Origin of the sequence: Fictibacillus arsenicus (genome assembly GCF_001999465.1) — a bacterium.
Classification (GTDB): domain Bacteria; phylum Bacillota; class Bacilli; order Bacillales; family Fictibacillaceae; genus Fictibacillus; species Fictibacillus arsenicus.
On the sequence record NZ_MQMF01000004.1, the window covers coordinates 40,486 to 59,033 of the forward strand.

An 18,548-nucleotide genomic window follows, 5' to 3' on the forward strand; every position below is an offset into this window, starting at 1 on the left:
TTTACATACAAAAAACCACAGTTCAAAATTTCGAACTGCGGTTTTAATTACAATATTTATTTAAAAACCGGATCTTTAAACTGCTCCAGCTTCTGTAAAGATGATTTCTCAACATGCTCGTGCAGGCTGTTTCCGTGAGAATCCATCGTTACGACAGCGGTAAAGCCATTAACACGGATATGCCACATCGCTTCAGGAATACCAAATTCCATCAGATCGACACCTTCAACCTTTTCCATACATTCCGCATAATACTGAGCTGCACCGCCAATCGCGTTCAAGTATACACCGCCATGCTCTTTAAGGGCAGCCAGTGTTTTTGGTCCCATGCCGCCTTTACCGATTACAGCACGTATGCCAAATTTCTTCATGATGTCACCTTGGTAAGGCTCCTCACGAATACTTGTTGTTGGTCCAGCAGCTTTTACTACCCAGTTTCCTTCTGCATCCTTTGCCATAACAGGTCCGCAGTGATAGATGATCTGACCATTTAAGTCGATCGGGGCAGGGTTATCCATAAGATGCTTATGAATCGCATCACGCCCGGTATGCATCATGCCATTGATTGTGACAACATCCCCAACCTTCAGCTCACGAATCTGCTCTTCTGTAATCGGAGCTTCCAAAGTAATGCTTCTTGTTTTCTCTTCTTGATGCTCAAGAGCTGCAGCTGCTTCCTCATCTGCTTTTGCAAAATCGATCTCTTCACCTTCTTGATACAGCCATTCTTGGATTTCTCCCGTATCAGCGTTCAGCTTTACACCTAAACGGCGATATGCCCAGCAGTTATAAGCAACAGATACGAAAAAGCTAGCAGGGATACGGTTAATAACGCCTATTTTACAACCTAACAGCGTCGTTTCTCCGCCGAACCCCATCGTTCCGATTCCGAGTTTATTTGCGTTGTCCATTACATACTCTTCAAGCTTGCGAAGGTTTTCATTCGGGTTAACGTCATCTACTGAACGGAACAACATTTCCTTTGCCAGTTCATATCCAGATGTGCGGTCTCCGCCGATTCCAACTCCAATAAAGCCAGCACTGCACCCTTGTCCTTGTGCTTGGTATACAGAGTGCATGATGCATTTGCGGATACCATCCAAGTCACGTCCCGCTCGTCCTAAGCCCTCTAGTTCAGCAGGGAGACTGTACTGGATATTCTTATTTTCACATCCGCCGCCTTTTAGAATAAGACGAGCATCGATATAGTCTTCTTCCCATTGTTCGAACTTGATAACAGGGGTTCCGTCACCAAGGTTGTCACCACTGTTATCTCCAGTGATAGAATCAACAGAGTTCGGACGAAGCTTCGTATCTTTTGTTGCATCAGCAATCGCCTGGCGGATGGCCTTTTTCATCTTAATCTGGTTCGCGCCTATAGGGACTTTAATTTTAAACGTAGGAAGTCCTGTATCTTGGCAGATCGGTGATACATTCTCGTCTGCTTTTAAAATATTATCTGTAATCGTATCTAAAGACATAGCTGCGCGAGTTCCTGCATTTTCTTTAAGTTTTGCTGCAAGAATGGCACGGCGAACGTCTTTTGGCAATTTGGTTGATGTTTCTACAATCAGTTTATACATACTTTCCTGAAATTTTTCCATCTCTCCACTACCCCTTTATGACTTGGCTTTTGTAAGCGTAATCACTATTAATGCTTCTATTATAACAAAAAAATCCGTTCCTTTAATAAAGAAACGGATTCCAAAATTATTTTTCTTCCCAATCGTAACGAAATTGCTTACACTTCTCTTCAAGATCGTCGAGCATTGAAATAATCTTGTCGATTTCATCAATACCGGCTGTTTCAGCATCTATAGAATCTAAAACATCAACTAATAAATCAATTCGATTTTTAATATATTCTTTTTGAGAGGATTTATCCTGAATAGAGTTACCCATGTTGATCTCTCCTTTCCATCCATTCTACTTTAACAAGGCCAGACGCTTTTGCCAATATTAGATTAGGCTTTAAACAACATAAGTTTACCCTTTTTCTTTAGCAATTGTTCAGTTAAGATAAGTATTGTCAATTTTGGCATGAAGGAGATTTTTATTATGGTTACAAAAACAGATTTAAAAGCGATAACTCCGGACTATGATCCTTGGGAAGCTTATTTAGATATACACGAGCATCAAAGACTGCAGCTGTCCAATATCGAGATTACGACCACTACACTCTGTAACATGCGATGTGCACACTGTGCTGTCGGTTATACACTGCAAACGAAAGACCCTGAACCACTTCCATTGGAGTTAGTCATAAAAAGACTTGATGAAATTCCTCAATTAAGAGCGTTCAGCATTACGGGCGGTGAGCCTATGCTTTCATTGAAATCAGTAAACAGCTATGTCGTTCCTCTTTTAAAGTACGCAAGAGAACGCGGTGCCCGTACACAGATCAACTCAAATTTAACGTTAGATTTAGCGCGCTACGAAAAAATTATTCCATACTTAGATGTTCTCCATATCTCCCACAACTGGGGTACACTGGAGGAATTTTCTGAGACAGGTTTTGCCATGATGGAAAAAAAGCCTTCACTAGCTCAAAGAGAAGCATATTTCTCACGCCTTACCGAAAATGCACGTGCTCTAACAAAAGCAGGTGTTATGGTTTCAGCTGAAACTATGCTTAATAAAAAGACAGTTCCTTACTTGGAAGACATACATAATCATATACTTGAGATGGGCTGTCAGCGGCACGAAATACACCCGATGTACCCAAGTGACTATGCTAGCACGCTAGAAACAATCAGTCTTGATGAAATGCGCGAAAGCATCCACAAACTTCTGGATATACGAGATAAAAAGACATGGATGCTGTTTGGAACCTTGCCTTTTTATGCGTGTTCTGACAACAAGAAAGACCTCCAATTGCTGAAAAGGCTGCAGAATGAGGAAAATGTAACGGTTAGAAATGACCCTGACGGAAGATCACGTCTGAACATAAATATATTTGATGGCAATATTATTGTCACTGATTTCGGTGATGCACCTCCGCTTGGGAATATTAAAGATACAAGCCTCCTTGATGCATATGATACTTGGAATGATTCGAAGCTCGCAAAAGAACTTGGATGCCACTGCCCTGCTGTTAATTGCCTCGGTCCTAATGTTCTTGTTAAACATTCTTATTATCAAGATATTAATTTTTCCGGTAGAACAGCGAAGCTTTAAAGCGGTAAAAAGTTATAAACTTTACAAAAGTAAGTTTAAAACGTATAATAAAAGGCAAATATTAAACTGTAGCTTAAGCTTTGTTGTATAGAGGTGAATGATATGGATTACAGCACTATGTGTCCGAAATATGAAGTTGCCATGGATATAATCGGTAAAAAATGGACAGGACTCATCATCCGAGTGTTGATGGACGGTCCTAAACGTTTTAAAGATATTAAATCTCAAATTCCCGAGATGAGTGACCGTATGCTTACGGAACGCATGAAGGAATTAGAATCAGTTGGAATTGTTAAGCGCAACGTTTATCCGGAGACTCCTGTAAGAATCGAATATTCACTAACGGATAAAGGAAATTCCTTAAAGTCAATTATTAATGCTATTCAAGATTGGAGCGAGCAGTGGGTCGATCATTGTTAAGCTTTGTATAAGAAAAAGGACAGCCGTCTAGACGCTGTCCTTTTTTACATATTGCTCGTATGAAAACGGAATGATACGTGGTCTTGGATAGGAATCCACGCCCCGATTCCCTGCTGTGTAACGTTTTGAATAACAATTTCTCTTTTTCCGCCTTTTAAAACGATGTACACTTCTCCATAAGTAACTCTTCCTCTTTCGTTAACTGCCGGAACATAACTGTGTAAGTAACCGACTTGCTTCGGAGAAACATGGTATACGTTTGGTTTCTTAGTTCCTGCACCTACTGCTGTCTGAAATGCAAGAGGCAGCTTCGATTTTTCCGCTGCTGCAATGAGCATCATCTTTTGAACCGCTTCGCTGTTTGGAATAGAAGCCGTAAGTCCCCCGCTCACTTTTTTATGAGCTGTCTGGTTGTAATATAATTTAGCTATTGACTGCGCTCCTCTGTTATCTAAGCGGTTTGTATTGATCTGCTGATGCTCCCAGTTTACTGTAGTCTCAGTCGATTGATAAGAAAGCGGCCATTGACCTAAGTAAATTTTAGCACGATACCAGAAAGCAACTTTTGAAGCGTTAATGCTTGATTCATTTAAAAGTCTGATCAGATCAGGATTCGTGATCGGAACATCAGATGTTTTTAGCATTGCCTTAGCCAGTTTGCTCGGTTCAAGATACGGAAGATCTTGCGCTGAGTTAGGATACGTATTTTCTTTTGAGATGCTCAGCACCGAACTCGGAACCTTTATGTCAGCTTTTAAGTCAGCTTTTTCAGTTGTTTTTTCCGCCGGTTTTTCTGCAGGCTTCTCTGTGGTTTTTTCCTTTGCAAACGCCTGGTTTGTAAAAGCAAAAAGCATAACAAATATGATAATAAGAATTCTTTTTCTCATAATTCCCTCCTTTACCCCTATTTTTTTCTATCACATGAAATTTATCCGCGTGCACTGGTCTCTTTCTCTGGGGTATTGTTGGAAATAAATAAAGCCCCGATTCAGAGTTAGAATCAGGACTTCTTATTATGCTTGTATTTCAAAGCTTTCGGTGATGTTGATGCTGTCTTTAACAGACTGTACCATCGAACAATTTTTACGAGTCACCACTAATGCTTTTTCAACTTTTTCATGCGGAAGTTCGTTTCCCTTTATTACGAAATGCAGATGAATGTCTGATACTCTGTTTGCTTCGTTTTCATCACGTGTTACTTTTGCTGTAACATCAATGTTTTCGTATGGCAGTCTCATACGTTCTAACACTTTTCTTAAAACACCGCCGCTGCAAACCGCAACAGATGATACAAGCAGCTGAAATGGCCTGAAACCATATTCGGCGTCACCGCTTATTTGCAGTGTTCCATATTCAAAGGTCGTTTCAAATCCTTTTTCATTCATTTTAAAGTCCATCGTCACACACCTCTGGTAAAGTTTTATTCAACTTTTAACTGCATCCATTGTACAATGGTTTTAGTTTGTTTTGAAAAGGAGATGCTCATGCAGCTTTCAACTTATAGATTCTCTGTTTTAGTCAGCATTGTTTTTATTTCTGGTTTTGCACAAGGAATGTTATTGCCGCTGATTGCGGTTATTTTTGAGCAGAACGGAACCTCTGCATCGTTAAACGGTTTCCATGCAACTGCGCTGTATATAGGAATTCTGATTGCTTCTCCGTTCATAGAAAAGCCTCTGCGAAAGTTTGGCTATAAACCGCTTATTATGTCAGGTCTATTAGCAGTAATATTATGTTTTGCTTTGTTTCCAATCTGGAAAGTCTTTTGGTTTTGGTTCATGCTGCGTCTGCTTATCGGGATCGGTGATCATATGCTCCATTTTTCTACACAAACGTGGATCACTTCAAATAGTCCAGAAAACAAGCGGGGACGGAATATCTCCCTTTACGGTATAGCATTCGGTGCTGGTTTTGGAATCGGACCTCTCATGACAAAAATGCTCGAGATTAACGAAAACCTGCCATTTTGGTTTGCAGCAGTACTTTGCTTAATCTCATTTATATTAATGACAAGTATCCGCAATGAAAAACCTGAGACCGAGTCAGCACGAATGGCTGGTGTTACTGCATTTTCACGTTATAAAGATGTCCTTAAAATTGCCTGGGTCTCATTGCTTCCTCCATTTGCATATGGATTTCTTGAAGCAACCCTTCATGGATCTTTTCCTGTGTTTGCCCTTCGCAACGGTATAAGTTTGGATTGGGTAGCGGTCTTATTGCCTGCATTTGTATTAGGCAGCTTGGTTTTTCAGCTTCCGTTAGGGGTGTTAAGTGATAAATATGGACGAAAGCCAATTTTAATTTTTTCTTTCGTTTCAGGATTTTTCTCTTTTTTAGCTACCTATTGGACTATGCATTCCTTCTGGATCCTTCTAGCACTGTTCTTTTTCTCAGGTATGTTTGTTGGATCAATGTTTTCTCTTGGAATCGCTTATATGAGTGATCTGCTTCCAAAATACCATCTTCCTGCCGGCAACATTTTAGCAGGAATCAGTTTTAGCATCGGAAGCATGGCAGGTCCATTAATCGGTGGGAGTTTTATAAGCTGGTTTAAAGGCGGTGCTTTTGTTTTCGCGATCTGCGGGATGTTATTAATTCTCTGCCTTCCGATCGTATTCACGAAAAGCCCTACTTCTGCAGGTGCAGTCCAGACAAAAACGGCTTAGGTTAAATATTTTTTTGTACTTTACCCATATTATGAAAAGCAGGAATTTTGACATTGAATGCGCAATCTTTAAACTAGAATTAATGATACTTACACAATTTTGAATTATAAGGAGTAGATTTGTATGATGAGATTACGTTCGGATATGCCTGAACTTAGCGGTGCAACAGAGTGGATCAATGGTGAGGTCTCTAAGAGCGATCTTGTTGGCGACAAGCCGACCCTTATTCACTTCTGGTCAGTCAGCTGTGGTCTATGTAAAGAAGCAATGCCAAGCATCAACCAGTTCCGAGATGATTACAAAGATGAACTGAACGTTATTGCCGTTCATATGCCTCGTTCTGAGAAAGATCTTGATCTTGCACAGATCAAAGAAGTTGCTGCAGAACATGATATTACACAGCCAATCTTTGTAGACAATGACCATGCATTAACGGATGCATTTGAAAATGAATATGTTCCTGCTTACTATGTATTCGATGCAGAAGGAAAGCTTCGTCATTACCAAGCGGGCGGAGATGGAATGAAAATGCTGACAAAACGTGTTAACCGTGTACTAGGAAAAGAAACAAAATAAAAAAACCGGGCTGAGCCCGGTTTTATTTTTTTCTCTTTTTCCCTGTAAATGGTTTTTCCATAAGCCGAAATAGCAGGGCAAAGAACTTATAGATAAATAAGCCCGTCATTGCTCCTAATCCATTAAGAAGTATGTCATCAATATCAAAAATTCTTTTCGCATATTCGTATTGCAGCACTTCAATAACAAAGCTCGTACCAAACCCGATTACAAACATAAGCCGCCATGAATTAAACACACGGAATATTAAAGGCAGCAAAAGACCAAGCGGTAAAAATAAGATAATATTGCCTATGATGTTCTTAAAAATCAGGTAGTAATCTCCGCTTCTCCACATGAGGCGTATACTATCGAACAAAACAAGATTTGCTGATTTTCCATATACGTACTCATTAAATGAGAAAAGCGTGGCTTTTATAAGAACAGCCATGTAAACAATAAAGAAAAGTGCACCTATTACACTAAAAAATATTCTAACTTTTTTCATATTGCCTTTCTCCTGCCTTTATTTCAAAAATTCCCATAAGTGCCTTTTTAAAGTTTAACACGCAAAGGTCTTAAGGAGATACAGGTAAAAGACACAAAATCTCTCCAACATTTTTCTTTGCTCCTATTGAAAGTGGTTGATTTCCGTTCCAGGTACTCGCTTTCCGCGGTGGTGAGCCTCCTGGCGCTTTGCACCTTTAGGAGTCTCACCTGTCCCACTGATCCCACAGGAGTCTCGCACCTTCCACTCCAATCAACTTTCAAAGAAGAGTTTTTTAGACAGATGTCCATTTTCTAGCCTTTTTAAAAACAATAAATAACAGAATGGCTGTCACGATAATTCCAGCCACCGGGAGCATATATTCTTCTGCCTTTGCGCCGACATCTTTCCACTGCGGACCGAATTGCTTCCCAAGATAAATATAAAATGCGGTAATCGGAAACATCGCTATGAATGTGTAGACAGAAAAGACCCAAACATTCATTTTTGCCATACCGCACGGAACCGATATTGTAGTCCTTACCCCAGGAAGGAACCGTCCGAAAAACGCTACTCCTGCACCATATTTCTCAAAGAAGCGATCTGCTGCATCAATTTCTTTTTCTTTAATAAAAACATACTTTCCGTACTTGATCAGAAATGGTCTTCCGCCATACCTGCCGAGTGCATAAAGCGTCAGCGGGCCTAATGTACCTCCTAATGTTCCGGCAAATACAGCAAACCAGTAATTCATATCACCTTCATATACCCAAAACCCTGCGAGCGGGAGAACAAGCTCAGCAGGAACAAATTCAAAAGTAAGTGCAATAATAAGTCCAAAATAAGAAAACTGCTTTAAAAATTCAATAAATGAGAGTATAAGTTCTTCCATCTTATCTCCCTCCCTTTCTGTCTAGAGACACAACGAAAAACATTATAACACAATCACAAAATGGCTTTAAAGTCTTCGCAGAAAAGCAAAAAAAGCCGCCCGTAACCGGACAGCTTTTACTTATTAATGAAAGTTGTTCTTTTTGTTAGCACTGCTGCTTGTCTTGTGTTTACTTTCATTTTTGTTGTTCTTGCTATGATTAGTGTTTTGTTTGTTGCTTTTTCCCATTTAGCAATACCTCCTTAATAAAAGGTACTATTAGGTTTTCCTATCATTCAGCCTTTAACAAGCCCCTTTTCTTGGCAAAATCGATCTTGTATTTATGGAACGTAGCGTTAAGTACACCGCCGGAAAGCAGCACGATTCCTGTTAAATAGAACCAGAGCATGAGTACAATAACAGCTCCAATGCTTCCGTACGTCTGCGAATAATTTCCAAAGTGATCAACATAAAAAGCAAAACCTAATGAGACGATCTGCCATAAAAATGTAGCAACGAGAGAACCATACCAGATTTCAGTGTATTTCAACTTTTTGCATGGGGCCATATAGTAAAGAATAGAAACAACTGTTGCGATGAGAAAGAAACTGATCAGCCAGCGAAGTACAGACCAGATCGTTAGAAATTCATCACTTAACCCTAAATAAGAAAATGCTGCATTTCCCAACATCTTGCCAAACACCGGAAAAACTAAAGCTACAATAAATGCAAAGACAACCCCAAATGTTAAAAAGATTGATAAGAGCCTTGTTTTAACAAAGCCTCTGCATTCTTCCACTCCATATGCCTCGTTCAATGTTTTAATTACAGCATTAATGGCGTTTGATGCTGACCAGATTGTTGCTAAAATCCCGATAGATAGCAATCCTCCGCTTCTTCCTTCAAGTACTGCCAACAAATTTTCTCTCACTGAATCCATCGCCTCTGCAGGTACAAAATGTTCCAGGAGATCAAGTGCTTCAGCAGGTTCTATAAAGAAAGCACCGAGGGTTAATAAGAAAATTAAAAAAGGAAACAAAGATAAAAGAAAATAGTAAGCAAGCTGTGCTGCCAGCCCTGTTACATCTCCTCTTTTAAAGCTATGCATAAATTCAATTCCAAAAGATTTTGCCTTCATGTGTTTAAGAATATGCCATAAAGTCAATGGTCCTCTCACCCCTAACTTAGTTGTATATTTCCTTTATCATTCCCTTTCCTTATAGTGATAAAAACTTTTTTCGACAGAAGTTTATATTTTTTTATAATGGGTAACTTAAGAATAATTCCATATTACAACCACACAAAAAAAAGGAGGAATTTTAAATGAGTTTATTATGGGCACTTATAATTGGAGGAATCATTGGTTGGTTAGCAGGACTATTAACAGGGCGTGACGTACCAGGTGGAATCATCGGTAACATTATCGCAGGTTTCGTTGGTGCTTGGTTAGGTGGCTTACTGTTAGGAGACTGGGGTCCAACTGTTGCTGGTTTCGCAATTATTCCAGCTATCATCGGTGCTATCGTAGTTGTACTTATTGTAAGCTGGATTATGCGCAGCATGCGTAGCCGTGCTTAATTAAGAAACACCAAAAGAACATAACCAACAATCAAAGAAAGCTGGCTCAAAAGATCTGTATTGATCTTCTTGGGCCAGCTTTTTTCATTCCTTAGGGATATTTAAGGATATATAATCACACATTATATTTGTAAAAAGATTAAGGAGGAAATGAAAATGGACGCACAACGCGCACAAGAAATCTCTGCATCAGCTGTCATGGCCAACGTCACATATAATGGCCAAAGCATTTATATTGAGCATGTCGATCAGCAGAATGGAACAGCTACAATCCATCCACTCGATGAACCAAACAACAAACAAAGTGTTTCAGTTTCCAGTCTAGAAGAACAATAAAAACAACCCACCACATCATCCTGTGTGGTGGGTTATGTTGCTTCTTTATTTAAAGCTATTTTCTAAAGGATTGTTGCTCCTGAGCTATTTTGAAGAGTACTTCTTTGAACAGTTAATTGGAGCGAAAGGACGAGACTCCTGCAGGATGAGTGGGACAGGTGAGACCACTCAATGTCGCGAGGCGACGAGGGGGCTCACCGCACACCCTGCGGAAAGCGAGTTCTGTAGCGGAAATTAACATCTTACAAAAGCAACAAAGCATACGGAAACAGCCTTATTTAAAATCGTTTTTTAAATACATAACTCGGCTTTTCATAATGCATTTTTTCTTCATAAAAACGGTGAGCATCTATACGATTCACATTCGAGCTCAACGCCACACAGTTACAGTTGTTCTGAACCGCAAATGATTCCAAAAAGGCTAGCAGCTCTTCCCCGTATCCCTTTGAACGTTCCTCTGAATCCGTGATCAGATCATAAAGATATGCATGTTTACCATCATAAAAGTTCGTTAGAATGGCGAATCCTGCAAGTGCAACAATCTTTTCGTTATGGTAATTCGCAAATAATGTGTAACCTTCTTTTTGCATTTGAAGAAATAATTCATAAAACAAGTCCTCTGAGAGATGCGGTCGCAGCTGGTTCATCACAGGAAAAGCTTCGCGTACTTCATGTTCTAATGACAATTGCCTGATCTCACCCATTATTACTCCTCCTGATTAAAGCGATTCTCTATTTTTTATCTCGATAAGCAGTCTCTCGCACCCGGCTGTTACTAGGTCGTACACTTCTTGAAAATTACCGGTAAAATACGGATCTGGTACATCTTCAAACTCGTTCTCCGGCACAAAATCAAGAAGTCTTGCAATCATGCCTGTCTCCGATTGCCCAGCCATCTTGTGCATATTTCCGATGTTCTCAGCATCCATTCCGATAATATAGTCATATTGTGTCAGGTCGTTCGTTTTAATCTGACGCGCCTTTTGACCTTCAAATGATATTTGATTCTTCGTTAAAATATTTCTTGTGCCTTCATGAGGCGGTTCTCCGACATGCCAATTTCCAGTTCCTGCAGAGTCTATCGATATTTTCCCCTCTAGACCCTCTTTTGTAACGAGATCCTTAAAAATAGCCTCAGCCATTGGTGAACGGCATATATTTCCTAAACAAACAAAGAGTACTTTAATCACGATTCATACCCCTTTCTTTTTCCCTTTAAATTATAACATTTCTAACTAATTTCAAAAGGTATTCTACAGCAAAAAGAAAACCGGGCTTTTCCTTCAGCCAGGTTTTCTTCTGCGGCATTTAAGCTAGATATGCTTCACGGACTTGTTCATTTGTAATCAATTCCTGTCCTTGTCCTGCCATCACGATTTCTCCAGTTTGTATCACATACCCTCTATGTGCAACCTGAAGAGCCTGATAAGCATTTTGTTCGACTAAAAGAATAGTCATCCCTTCCTTGTTTAAATCACTGATTATGTCAAAAATTTGTTCAACAATTACAGGCGCTAATCCCATGGATGGCTCATCCAGCAGCAATAGACGAGGCTTTGACATTAGAGCACGCCCTATCGCAAGCATCTGCTGCTCACCGCCGCTCATCGTGCCTCCCTTTTGACTCAAACGTTCCTGAAGACGGGGAAAATATTGAAACACCTTTTCCATTCTTTCTTTAACAATTTTTTTATCTTTTACGATAAAAGCCCCCATCTCAAGATTTTCTTTTACAGTTAATCTTGGGAAAATTCTTCTTCCTTCGGGTACATGGGCAATCCCAGTTTGTGCCGTCAAATGAGCCGGCTGTTTTGAAATATCTTTTCCTTCATAAATAACGGAGCCTGTTTTCGGCATCACCTGGCCGCTGATCGTTTTCAGCGTAGTCGATTTTCCTGCACCGTTAGAACCGATTAATGTAACGATCTCCCCTTTTTCAACAAAAATGCTGATTCCCTTTAGCGCATGAATACCACCGTAAAATGTGTTCACATCATTCAACTGCAAAATACTCATCATTATCCCCCTTACGCTGGTGTTACGGCACTTTTTCCAAGATAGGCTTCAATCACTTTTACATTGTTTCGGATTTCTGCAGGCTTTCCTTCAGCAATTTTTTCACCATGATCCAAGACAAAAATTTGTTCCGAAATTTCCATAACGAGTTTCATATCATGTTCAATCAAAACGATCGTAACATCAAGATCCTCTCTCATACGGTGGATGAATTCGGTTAACTCGCGCGTTTCCCTCGGATTCATCCCGGCTGCTGGTTCATCGAGCAGAAGAAGCTTCGGTTTTGTCGCTAAAGCTCTGGCTATTTCCAGTCTCCTCTGTGCCCCGTATGAAAGATTTTGTGCATCTTCATTCAAATGCTTTGCCAGACCGACATATTCAAGCCAATGATACGCTTCTTCCTGGGCACGCTTTTCTTCCTCCCGCACCGTTTTCGTTTGGAAAAGTGTTCCGACTAGACCTGCTCTTAATTGTTTGTGCAAACCAGTCATCACATTTTCCAGAACCGTAATGTTTGAGAACAGACGGATATTCTGAAACGTTCGTGCAATACCTTGCCTTGCAATATCATGCGGCTTCTTTCCGATTAAGGAAGTTGATCCGAGCTGCACATTCCCTTTATCAGGCTGATAAACACCAGTAATCAGATTGAAAAAAGTCGTTTTCCCGGCTCCATTCGGACCAATAACTGCTGTGATCGATCCTTTTTCAACGGTTATATCAACTGAATTTACAGCAACGAGACCCCCAAATTGTTTAGTTAAATTGCTCACTGTTAATATAGACATTTTAATCCCGCCCCCTTATGCTTGAAATCCTTTATCTGGTTCAACCGTAATCTGTTCTTTTCTGTGCTTTTTAGAACCCTCTTTTAAAGATTCCTCATCGAACACAGGATTTTTCGCAGGAATTAATCCTTGAGGGCGATAGATTGCAAATACGATTAAGATAGCTCCAAAAATAAATCGCTGCATTTTAGCTGGTGCCAGTGCCTCTGGAAAACTAATTACTCCGTTAAGGCTTAACTGGTTCAAGTAATTCGTAACTTCTGTAAGAACTTGAAGGTTTAAGATCGTAATTACCGCAGCCCCTAAAATAACGCCAGGCACACTGCCCATCCCACCCAAGATAACCATTACGAGAATCGTAATAGATTCAAGCAATGTAAAACTTGTAGGATCAACGAAAGTCTGCTTAGCTGCAAAGACGACTCCCATCATTCCGGAGAAAGATGCTCCGATCGCGAATGCCAGTAGTTTTGTCCTTACAAGGTGGATTCCCATTGATTGTGCAGCTATCTCATTTTCTCTAACCGCTTTCCATGAACGACCAATTCTTGAATATTCGAATCTTCTTACAGCGAGAATAACAAAAAGCAAGATTGCGAGAACAATAAAGTAAAATTGATTTGGATACACAAATTGATAGCCAAAAATTTCAGGCGGTTTTACAGAAGCAAGCCCCATCGCACCGTTCGTGATATTAACAGGCTTATCCAGGTTGTTGAAAACAATTCTGATAATCTCCCCAAAGCCGAGTGTTACGATTGCAAGATAATCTCCTTTTACACGCAAAACCGGTATACCTAGAAGCACACCGAAAAGTGCCGCTACAAAACAGCCAATCAATATAAAGATCCAGAAGCTCTCCCCAGATAACGGAAAATCTCCGAATGGCATAAAATTAGCCGCCTGTCCTGTAGCAAAGATTCCGTACGTGTAAGCGCCAATGGCAAAGAACGCCACGAATCCGAGATCCAAGAGTCCGGCCAAACCTACTACAATGTTCAATCCTAGTGCCATCGCAACATAGATTCCTACAACTGTAGCTACTTCCATATATGACTGGTACCCTGGGCCTGTACTTGAAACGAATGGTATGACTCCAATTAATACTACACCTGCGATCACCCATTTTAATCGGTCAGGCAGTTCCGTGTAGTACAAGAGAAGCAAAGAAAATAACAGAAGAAGAAATGCCGTTACAGATGCTTGAGCCAAGTATAAGCTCAGTGAAGTGACTAACACATAAAGCACGAGCAGTATGATTTGAGCCAGTTTGTTGCCTTTTAATTTATTTGTGAGCTTATGCATGCACCTTCACCTACACTTTCTCAGTAACTGCTTTTCCAAACAGTCCTTCTGGTTTAAAAATCAAAACAATGATCAAGATCGCAAACGCAAAAACATCTTTATATTCAGCTCCTAAGATCCCGCCTGTTAAAAGCTGAAGATTAGCTGCTGCAAACATCTCAAGAAGTCCCAGCATAATACCGCCTGCCATAGCTCCCCGTATATTTCCAATTCCGCCTAGTACAGCAGCTGTAAATGCTTTTAATCCAAGGATAAAACCAATGTAAGGATCGATCGTTCCATATTGAACGGCAAACAGTACACCCGTTGCTCCTCCAAGAGCTGATCCGATAAAGAAAGTTAGCGAGATGACTTTGTTCACGTTGATCGACATGAGTGACGCTGTTTCACGATCTTGTGCAACAGCTCTCATCGCCATACCCCATTTCGTTTTATTAACGAAAAAGTCCAAGCCCACCATCATTATTACAACCGAAATAATAAGAATGAGCGTAGAAGTTTTAAAGAACGCATCACTAAATGAAGAGGAAATACTAGAAAATTTAATAGCAAACTGCTCGTTAAACATGGAAGGGCCTGTTAAAATGTAGTTCCCTCTCTTGTATTCCGTTATAAAACGAACCAAATCTTGAAGCAAAAACGAGACACCAATCGCAGAAATCAGTGTGATAAGTTTAGGCGAGTTCCGAAGCGGCCTGTAAGCCATCCGTTCAATACCTACACCCATAAACCCGGTAAGAATGGAAGTAACAACAAGTACGAGAATTAGTGCCAGAATAGCAGGCATAGCAGCCAGCCAGCCCATTCCTGTCATCAATATGAGCATCGCTACACCTATAAATGCACCCGTCATGAAAATTTCACCATGAGCAAAGTTGATAAGCTCCAATATTCCATAAACCATCGTGTATCCAAGCGCGATAACTGCATAAATTGCACCAAGAGCTAAACCATCGACAAGAACTTGAGGCAAGGATTGTAAAATTTCAGCTAACATAAATATTCCTCTCTTTCACAACTAGGGAGTTTATGTAAAAAAGAAGAGGGATATGGCCTATAGGGTCATTCCCTCTCATGTAAACGTTGGTTTACTTACTGATTTCGCCTTCTTGAACTCCAGGATATTTAGCTTCACTGAATTTATAGATATATACTTTAGCGAACTTGTTATCACCTTTGTCATCGAATCCGACTTTTGTTACTACACCTTGGAAATCTTGAATTTTACGGATTGCTTCTGCAACTTTCTCACGGGAAGGAAGATCTCCATCATTGCCTTCAATTGCAGCTTCAAGTCCTTTTAGTAAAACACTCATAGAATCATAGCCATATGCAGAATAAGATTCTACGTTCTTGTTAAATTTCTCTTTGTATTTTGAAGAGAAATTTTTGCCTTCATCAGTTTTGCTCGCATCAGCCGCAACAGATGTGTAGTATACGTTTTCTACAGCATCGCCTGCGATCTCAACAAGTGTAGAAGAGTCCATTCCGTCTCCGCCCATGAAAGGAATCTTGATCCCTTTGTCACGTGCCTGACGGATCAGCTGGCCGCCTTCTGTATAAAGTCCGCCGAAGAATACTAAGTCAGGTTTCTTTGAAAGAACCTGTGTAAGTACACCATTGAAATCTTTCTCTCCAACAGTAATTCCTTCATATCCAAGAATTTCAGCCCCAGCGTCTTCAGCTGCTTTTTTGAACGCGTCAGCAAGACCTGTTCCGTAAGCTGTTTTATCTTGGATAACGAAAATCTTTTTAGCTCCTAATTTATTTATCGCAAAGTCTGCGCCCGCAGGACCTTGGAAATCGTCACGTGCAACGATACGGTTTACTGTCTTAAGTCCGCGATCTGTTACTTCCGTAGCTGTATTAGCTGGAGATACCATCGGAACTTTGTATTTTTCATAGACTTCAGATGACGGGATAGAAACACCTGAGTTCAAGTGGCCGACTACCCCTAGGATGGATTTATCAGAACCAATAAGCTGGGCATTAGCTACACCTTTTTTAGGGTCAGCTTGATCATCATATGGCTGAAGTTGAAGCTTGTACCCTAAGTCTTCGAACTTCTTCTTGTTTTCTTCAAGAGCAAGCTGTGCACCAAGTTTAATAGATTCTCCAAGTGTTGCACTTCCTCCTGATAATGGAGTCTGTGTTGCTATTTTAATAACCTTTCCGCTTCCTCCACCACTGCCTCCTGATCCTCCTGAAGCATTACAGCCTGCTAAAAGTCCTAAAGACAATGCAGAAGCTGCTAATACTTTTAACCCTTTTTTAATCCCCACCTAAAATCCCCCTCGTAAAATATTTTGATAATTGCAACTATTTAAAAAAATAGTACATGAATCTGCGGCAGTAGACAACTAAAATTTTGAAAAAATAGATATTTTATTTTAAATTTAAAAGTTTTCCCTAATGTTCAACAAAATCCCTTACATTCCGCAGCTAGAACTTTAGTAGGAAAATAGAAAAAATCCGCTGACATGTACTCAGCGGATTTCATGAATTAATTTTGATTTGTTATTATTTTCACGTGATACTTTCTTGTCCTCGGTCCATCGAATTCACAAAAATAAACGCCTTGCCATGTTCCAAGCAGCAATTCACCATTTTGGATTAGTACGACCTGTGAAGATCCAACCGTGCTGGCTTTTAAATGAGAAGCTGAATTGCCCTCAGCATGCCGATACTTCGGATGTTCCCACGGATACACTTCATCAAGCCTCATTAACATGTCTTTCACAACATCAGGATCTGCGTTTTCATTAATCGTAATGCCAGCAGTGGTATGCGGACAGTACACATACATTACCCCGTCTTTTACTCGCTGTTCCTCCAGATAAGCTTGCAGTGAACTCGTAATCTCATACATTTCGTCGCGCTGGTGTGTTTGAATCGTAAACGTTTGAGCCACTTCCTATCCCTCCTCTACACTACTTAATTTGATGATTCCCTATAAAAAACCTTTTTATATCGGAAATTGTATAGAGCAATGATTAAAACAGCTGTTTTATTTATGATAGCTTGTGAACTTTCGGTATCGCTCGTAAAGTTCAAGAACCGCTCGTAAATCTCAAAAAAACACTCACAAAAATAAGAAATCCCCAAAAGGACATTTCCTTTTAGGGATGATTGGAATATGTTATTTTCTATGAACTCTCGTACGGTCACCCGCAAGCTTTTTCCAGCGTGCTTTTTCTGCAAGAGCCAGTTTTTGATCTTCTTTTCTGGCAAAATAAGCGAGTTCACGCTGAAGCTTTAAAAAGCTGTTATAACGTTCTTCATCCAATTCACCGGTTTCAATAGCAGTCTGGACGCCGCATCCCGGTTCATTATTATGTGTACAGTCACGGAACCGGCATCCTTCTGCAAATGCCTCAATATCCTGGAAACTTTGGCTCAAACTGTTGTCACCTTCCCAAAGCTGCAGCTCGCGCATTCCTGGTGTGTCGATCAGTATTCCTCCGTTTTCAAGTACGAGCAGCTCCCGATGAGTCGTCGTATGCTTTCCTTTTCCATCTTCTTCACGAATATCGTTCGTCTTCAATACTTCCTGCCCAAAAAGCTTATTGGCTAGCGTTGACTTTCCAACCCCAGAGGATCCTAATAGCGCGACTGTTTCTCCTTCTTTTATAAATGAAGATAGTGCATCAAGACCCGTTCCATTTTCCGCACTGACTGCGAAAGTGGGTACTCCAAAGGCAATTGTCTCCACTTCATCTATATACTTTTGTACATCCTCGCAAAGATCCGCTTTACTTAAAACGATAACTGGAGTTGCACCGCTCTCCCATGCCATCAATAAATAGCGCTCTAATCTGCGCAGATTAAAATCCTGATTTAATGCATTCACTAAAAACACAGTGTCTACGTTAGTCGCTACAATTTGCTCTTCTGTCGTTAGACCTGCTGCTTTCCTTGAAAACTTGCTCTTTCGAGGCAAGATCCCGTGAATATAAGCTTTTCCTTCTTGAGGAACAGCTGAAACAGCAACCCAATCACCTACTGCAGGATAATCGTGTCTTCCCGCAGCGTTGTATCGGATTTTCCCCGTAATTTCGCCAAGCAGTTCACCGTGTTCAGTAAGCACGTCATAAAGACCTTTATGCTCAACGCTGATCCTGCCTGGGACAAGTGATTGATTTTCATATGCTTTAAAAGCTTCTTCAAATGTTTGATTCCAACCTAGTGATTTTAAATTTAAATTCAATGTAATACCCTCCGAATAAATATTGTCTAATTTTTTTTGCAATAAAAAAGAACCGCAGAATACGGTTCTTTAAAGAAAGAGAGGTGCACAAACAACCTCTTTTTCATATAAAAAACCATGAACTGAATGCACAGCCCATGGT

The 18,548-nt window shown here is 40.3% G+C and carries 22 protein-coding genes; 6 read left to right on the forward strand and 16 right to left on the reverse strand.

Annotated features, from left to right (window positions below; genetic code table 11):
* Positions 1-56: 56 nt before the first annotated feature.
* Positions 57-1,604, reverse strand: a complete 1,548-nt coding sequence (locus UN64_RS16425) for a fumarate hydratase (RefSeq protein ID WP_077364759.1) — start codon at positions 1,602-1,604, stop codon at positions 57-59.
* A gap of 106 nt (positions 1,605-1,710) precedes the next feature.
* Positions 1,711-1,902 carry an SE1561 family protein gene (locus UN64_RS16430; protein ID WP_066286158.1) on the reverse strand — a complete coding sequence of 64 codons (192 nt, stop codon included), beginning with the start codon at positions 1,900-1,902 and terminating at the stop codon, positions 1,711-1,713.
* 156 nt (positions 1,903-2,058) lie between these two features.
* On the opposite strand from UN64_RS16430, the gene yfkAB reads away from it, so the two are divergent.
* Positions 2,059-3,177: a radical SAM/CxCxxxxC motif protein YfkAB gene (gene yfkAB, locus UN64_RS16435; protein WP_077364761.1), complete on the forward strand. Its 1,119-nt coding sequence runs from the start codon at positions 2,059-2,061 to the stop codon at positions 3,175-3,177.
* 102 nt (positions 3,178-3,279) lie between these two features.
* Positions 3,280-3,597, forward strand: coding sequence for a winged helix-turn-helix transcriptional regulator (locus UN64_RS16440; RefSeq protein WP_077364763.1), 318 nt, complete (start codon positions 3,280-3,282; stop codon positions 3,595-3,597).
* Positions 3,598-3,641: 44 nt separating this feature from the next.
* Here UN64_RS16440 and UN64_RS16445 read toward each other — a convergent pair whose 3' ends face one another.
* Together UN64_RS16445 and UN64_RS16450 are read right to left on the reverse strand one after the other, a co-directional pair.
* Positions 3,642-4,484, reverse strand: coding sequence for a YfkD famly protein (locus tag UN64_RS16445; protein WP_077364766.1), 843 nt, complete (start codon positions 4,482-4,484; stop codon positions 3,642-3,644).
* A 126-nt stretch (positions 4,485-4,610) separates the two neighbouring features.
* The gene (locus UN64_RS16450) at positions 4,611-4,994 is read right to left on the reverse strand and encodes an OsmC family protein (RefSeq protein ID WP_077364768.1); all 384 of its coding nucleotides are present in this window, start codon (positions 4,992-4,994) and stop codon (positions 4,611-4,613) included.
* Between the two features lie 87 nt (positions 4,995-5,081).
* Here UN64_RS16450 and UN64_RS16455 point away from each other — a divergent pair, with 87 nt between their 5' ends.
* Positions 5,082-6,263, forward strand: a complete 1,182-nt coding sequence (locus tag UN64_RS16455; protein ID WP_245802063.1) for an MFS transporter — start codon at positions 5,082-5,084, stop codon at positions 6,261-6,263.
* A gap of 126 nt (positions 6,264-6,389) precedes the next feature.
* Positions 6,390-6,839 (forward strand): TlpA disulfide reductase family protein, encoded by a 450-nt coding sequence (locus UN64_RS16460; RefSeq protein ID WP_077365183.1) that lies wholly within the window; start codon positions 6,390-6,392, stop codon positions 6,837-6,839.
* 22 nt (positions 6,840-6,861) lie between these two features.
* Here UN64_RS16460 and UN64_RS16465 read toward each other — a convergent pair whose 3' ends face one another.
* The 3 genes from UN64_RS16465 to UN64_RS16475 all read right to left on the reverse strand — a co-directional run bounded on the left by UN64_RS16465 (position 6,862) and on the right by UN64_RS16475 (position 9,341).
* The gene (locus UN64_RS16465; protein ID WP_077364772.1) at positions 6,862-7,326 is read right to left on the reverse strand and encodes a VanZ family protein; all 465 of its coding nucleotides are present in this window, start codon (positions 7,324-7,326) and stop codon (positions 6,862-6,864) included.
* 274 nt (positions 7,327-7,600) lie between these two features.
* Positions 7,601-8,197 (reverse strand): DedA family protein, encoded by a 597-nt coding sequence (locus tag UN64_RS16470; protein WP_077364775.1) that lies wholly within the window; start codon positions 8,195-8,197, stop codon positions 7,601-7,603.
* Positions 8,198-8,468: 271 nt separating this feature from the next.
* On the reverse strand, positions 8,469-9,341 hold the full coding sequence (locus UN64_RS16475) for a YihY/virulence factor BrkB family protein (protein ID WP_077364777.1): 873 nt from the start codon (positions 9,339-9,341) through the stop codon (positions 8,469-8,471).
* 158 nt (positions 9,342-9,499) lie between these two features.
* Between UN64_RS16475 and UN64_RS16480 the strand changes: the two genes are divergently transcribed.
* Together UN64_RS16480 and UN64_RS16485 are read left to right on the forward strand one after the other, a co-directional pair.
* Positions 9,500-9,754: a GlsB/YeaQ/YmgE family stress response membrane protein gene (locus tag UN64_RS16480; protein WP_066286139.1), complete on the forward strand. Its 255-nt coding sequence runs from the start codon at positions 9,500-9,502 to the stop codon at positions 9,752-9,754.
* A gap of 156 nt (positions 9,755-9,910) precedes the next feature.
* Positions 9,911-10,090 (forward strand): small acid-soluble spore protein H, encoded by a 180-nt coding sequence (locus UN64_RS16485; RefSeq protein ID WP_077364779.1) that lies wholly within the window; start codon positions 9,911-9,913, stop codon positions 10,088-10,090.
* Between the two features lie 278 nt (positions 10,091-10,368).
* Here UN64_RS16485 and UN64_RS16490 read toward each other — a convergent pair whose 3' ends face one another.
* From UN64_RS16490 to rsgA, 9 genes are all read right to left on the reverse strand, one after another.
* On the reverse strand, positions 10,369-10,794 hold the full coding sequence (locus tag UN64_RS16490) for a GNAT family N-acetyltransferase (protein ID WP_077364781.1): 426 nt from the start codon (positions 10,792-10,794) through the stop codon (positions 10,369-10,371).
* A 15-nt stretch (positions 10,795-10,809) separates the two neighbouring features.
* On the reverse strand, positions 10,810-11,280 hold the full coding sequence (locus UN64_RS16495; protein ID WP_077364783.1) for a low molecular weight protein-tyrosine-phosphatase: 471 nt from the start codon (positions 11,278-11,280) through the stop codon (positions 10,810-10,812).
* 118 nt (positions 11,281-11,398) lie between these two features.
* The gene (locus UN64_RS16500; protein WP_077364785.1) at positions 11,399-12,106 is read right to left on the reverse strand and encodes an ABC transporter ATP-binding protein; all 708 of its coding nucleotides are present in this window, start codon (positions 12,104-12,106) and stop codon (positions 11,399-11,401) included.
* An 11-nt stretch (positions 12,107-12,117) separates the two neighbouring features.
* On the reverse strand, positions 12,118-12,894 hold the full coding sequence (locus UN64_RS16505; RefSeq protein ID WP_077364787.1) for an ABC transporter ATP-binding protein: 777 nt from the start codon (positions 12,892-12,894) through the stop codon (positions 12,118-12,120).
* Positions 12,895-12,909: 15 nt separating this feature from the next.
* On the reverse strand, positions 12,910-14,199 hold the full coding sequence (locus UN64_RS16510) for a branched-chain amino acid ABC transporter permease (protein ID WP_077364789.1): 1,290 nt from the start codon (positions 14,197-14,199) through the stop codon (positions 12,910-12,912).
* Positions 14,200-14,209: 10 nt separating this feature from the next.
* Positions 14,210-15,196 carry a branched-chain amino acid ABC transporter permease gene (locus UN64_RS16515; RefSeq protein WP_077364791.1) on the reverse strand — a complete coding sequence of 329 codons (987 nt, stop codon included), beginning with the start codon at positions 15,194-15,196 and terminating at the stop codon, positions 14,210-14,212.
* Between the two features lie 91 nt (positions 15,197-15,287).
* Positions 15,288-16,481: a branched-chain amino acid ABC transporter substrate-binding protein gene (locus UN64_RS16520; protein WP_077364793.1), complete on the reverse strand. Its 1,194-nt coding sequence runs from the start codon at positions 16,479-16,481 to the stop codon at positions 15,288-15,290.
* A gap of 221 nt (positions 16,482-16,702) precedes the next feature.
* Entirely contained in the window at positions 16,703-17,110 is a 408-nt protein-coding gene (locus tag UN64_RS16525) for a secondary thiamine-phosphate synthase enzyme YjbQ (RefSeq protein WP_077364795.1), read from the reverse strand.
* 228 nt (positions 17,111-17,338) lie between these two features.
* Positions 17,339-18,406 (reverse strand): ribosome small subunit-dependent GTPase A, encoded by a 1,068-nt coding sequence (rsgA, locus tag UN64_RS16530; RefSeq protein WP_077364797.1) that lies wholly within the window; start codon positions 18,404-18,406, stop codon positions 17,339-17,341.
* Positions 18,407-18,548: the final 142 nt, after the last annotated feature.

Bases quoted from the DNA above. Each gene is read 5' to 3' on its own strand.
- UN64_RS16425 (WP_077364759.1), bottom strand. From the start codon at position 1,604: ATGGAAAAATTTCAGGAAAGTATGTATAAACTGATTGTAGAAACATCA.
- UN64_RS16430 (WP_066286158.1), bottom strand. From the start codon at position 1,902: ATGGGTAACTCTATTCAGGATAAATCCTCTCAAAAAGAATATATTAAA.
- yfkAB (WP_077364761.1), top strand. From the start codon at position 2,059: ATGGTTACAAAAACAGATTTAAAAGCGATAACTCCGGACTATGATCCT.
- UN64_RS16440 (WP_077364763.1), top strand. From the start codon at position 3,280: ATGGATTACAGCACTATGTGTCCGAAATATGAAGTTGCCATGGATATA.
- UN64_RS16445 (WP_077364766.1), bottom strand. From the start codon at position 4,484: ATGAGAAAAAGAATTCTTATTATCATATTTGTTATGCTTTTTGCTTTT.
- UN64_RS16450 (WP_077364768.1), bottom strand. From the start codon at position 4,994: ATGGACTTTAAAATGAATGAAAAAGGATTTGAAACGACCTTTGAATAT.
- UN64_RS16455 (WP_245802063.1), top strand. From the start codon at position 5,082: ATGCAGCTTTCAACTTATAGATTCTCTGTTTTAGTCAGCATTGTTTTT.
- UN64_RS16460 (WP_077365183.1), top strand. From the start codon at position 6,390: ATGAGATTACGTTCGGATATGCCTGAACTTAGCGGTGCAACAGAGTGG.
- UN64_RS16465 (WP_077364772.1), bottom strand. From the start codon at position 7,326: ATGAAAAAAGTTAGAATATTTTTTAGTGTAATAGGTGCACTTTTCTTT.
- UN64_RS16470 (WP_077364775.1), bottom strand. From the start codon at position 8,197: ATGGAAGAACTTATACTCTCATTTATTGAATTTTTAAAGCAGTTTTCT.
- UN64_RS16480 (WP_066286139.1), top strand. From the start codon at position 9,500: ATGAGTTTATTATGGGCACTTATAATTGGAGGAATCATTGGTTGGTTA.
- UN64_RS16485 (WP_077364779.1), top strand. From the start codon at position 9,911: ATGGACGCACAACGCGCACAAGAAATCTCTGCATCAGCTGTCATGGCC.
- UN64_RS16490 (WP_077364781.1), bottom strand. From the start codon at position 10,794: ATGGGTGAGATCAGGCAATTGTCATTAGAACATGAAGTACGCGAAGCT.
- UN64_RS16500 (WP_077364785.1), bottom strand. From the start codon at position 12,106: ATGAGTATTTTGCAGTTGAATGATGTGAACACATTTTACGGTGGTATT.
- UN64_RS16505 (WP_077364787.1), bottom strand. From the start codon at position 12,894: ATGTCTATATTAACAGTGAGCAATTTAACTAAACAATTTGGGGGTCTC.
- UN64_RS16510 (WP_077364789.1), bottom strand. From the start codon at position 14,199: ATGCATAAGCTCACAAATAAATTAAAAGGCAACAAACTGGCTCAAATC.
- UN64_RS16515 (WP_077364791.1), bottom strand. From the start codon at position 15,196: ATGTTAGCTGAAATTTTACAATCCTTGCCTCAAGTTCTTGTCGATGGT.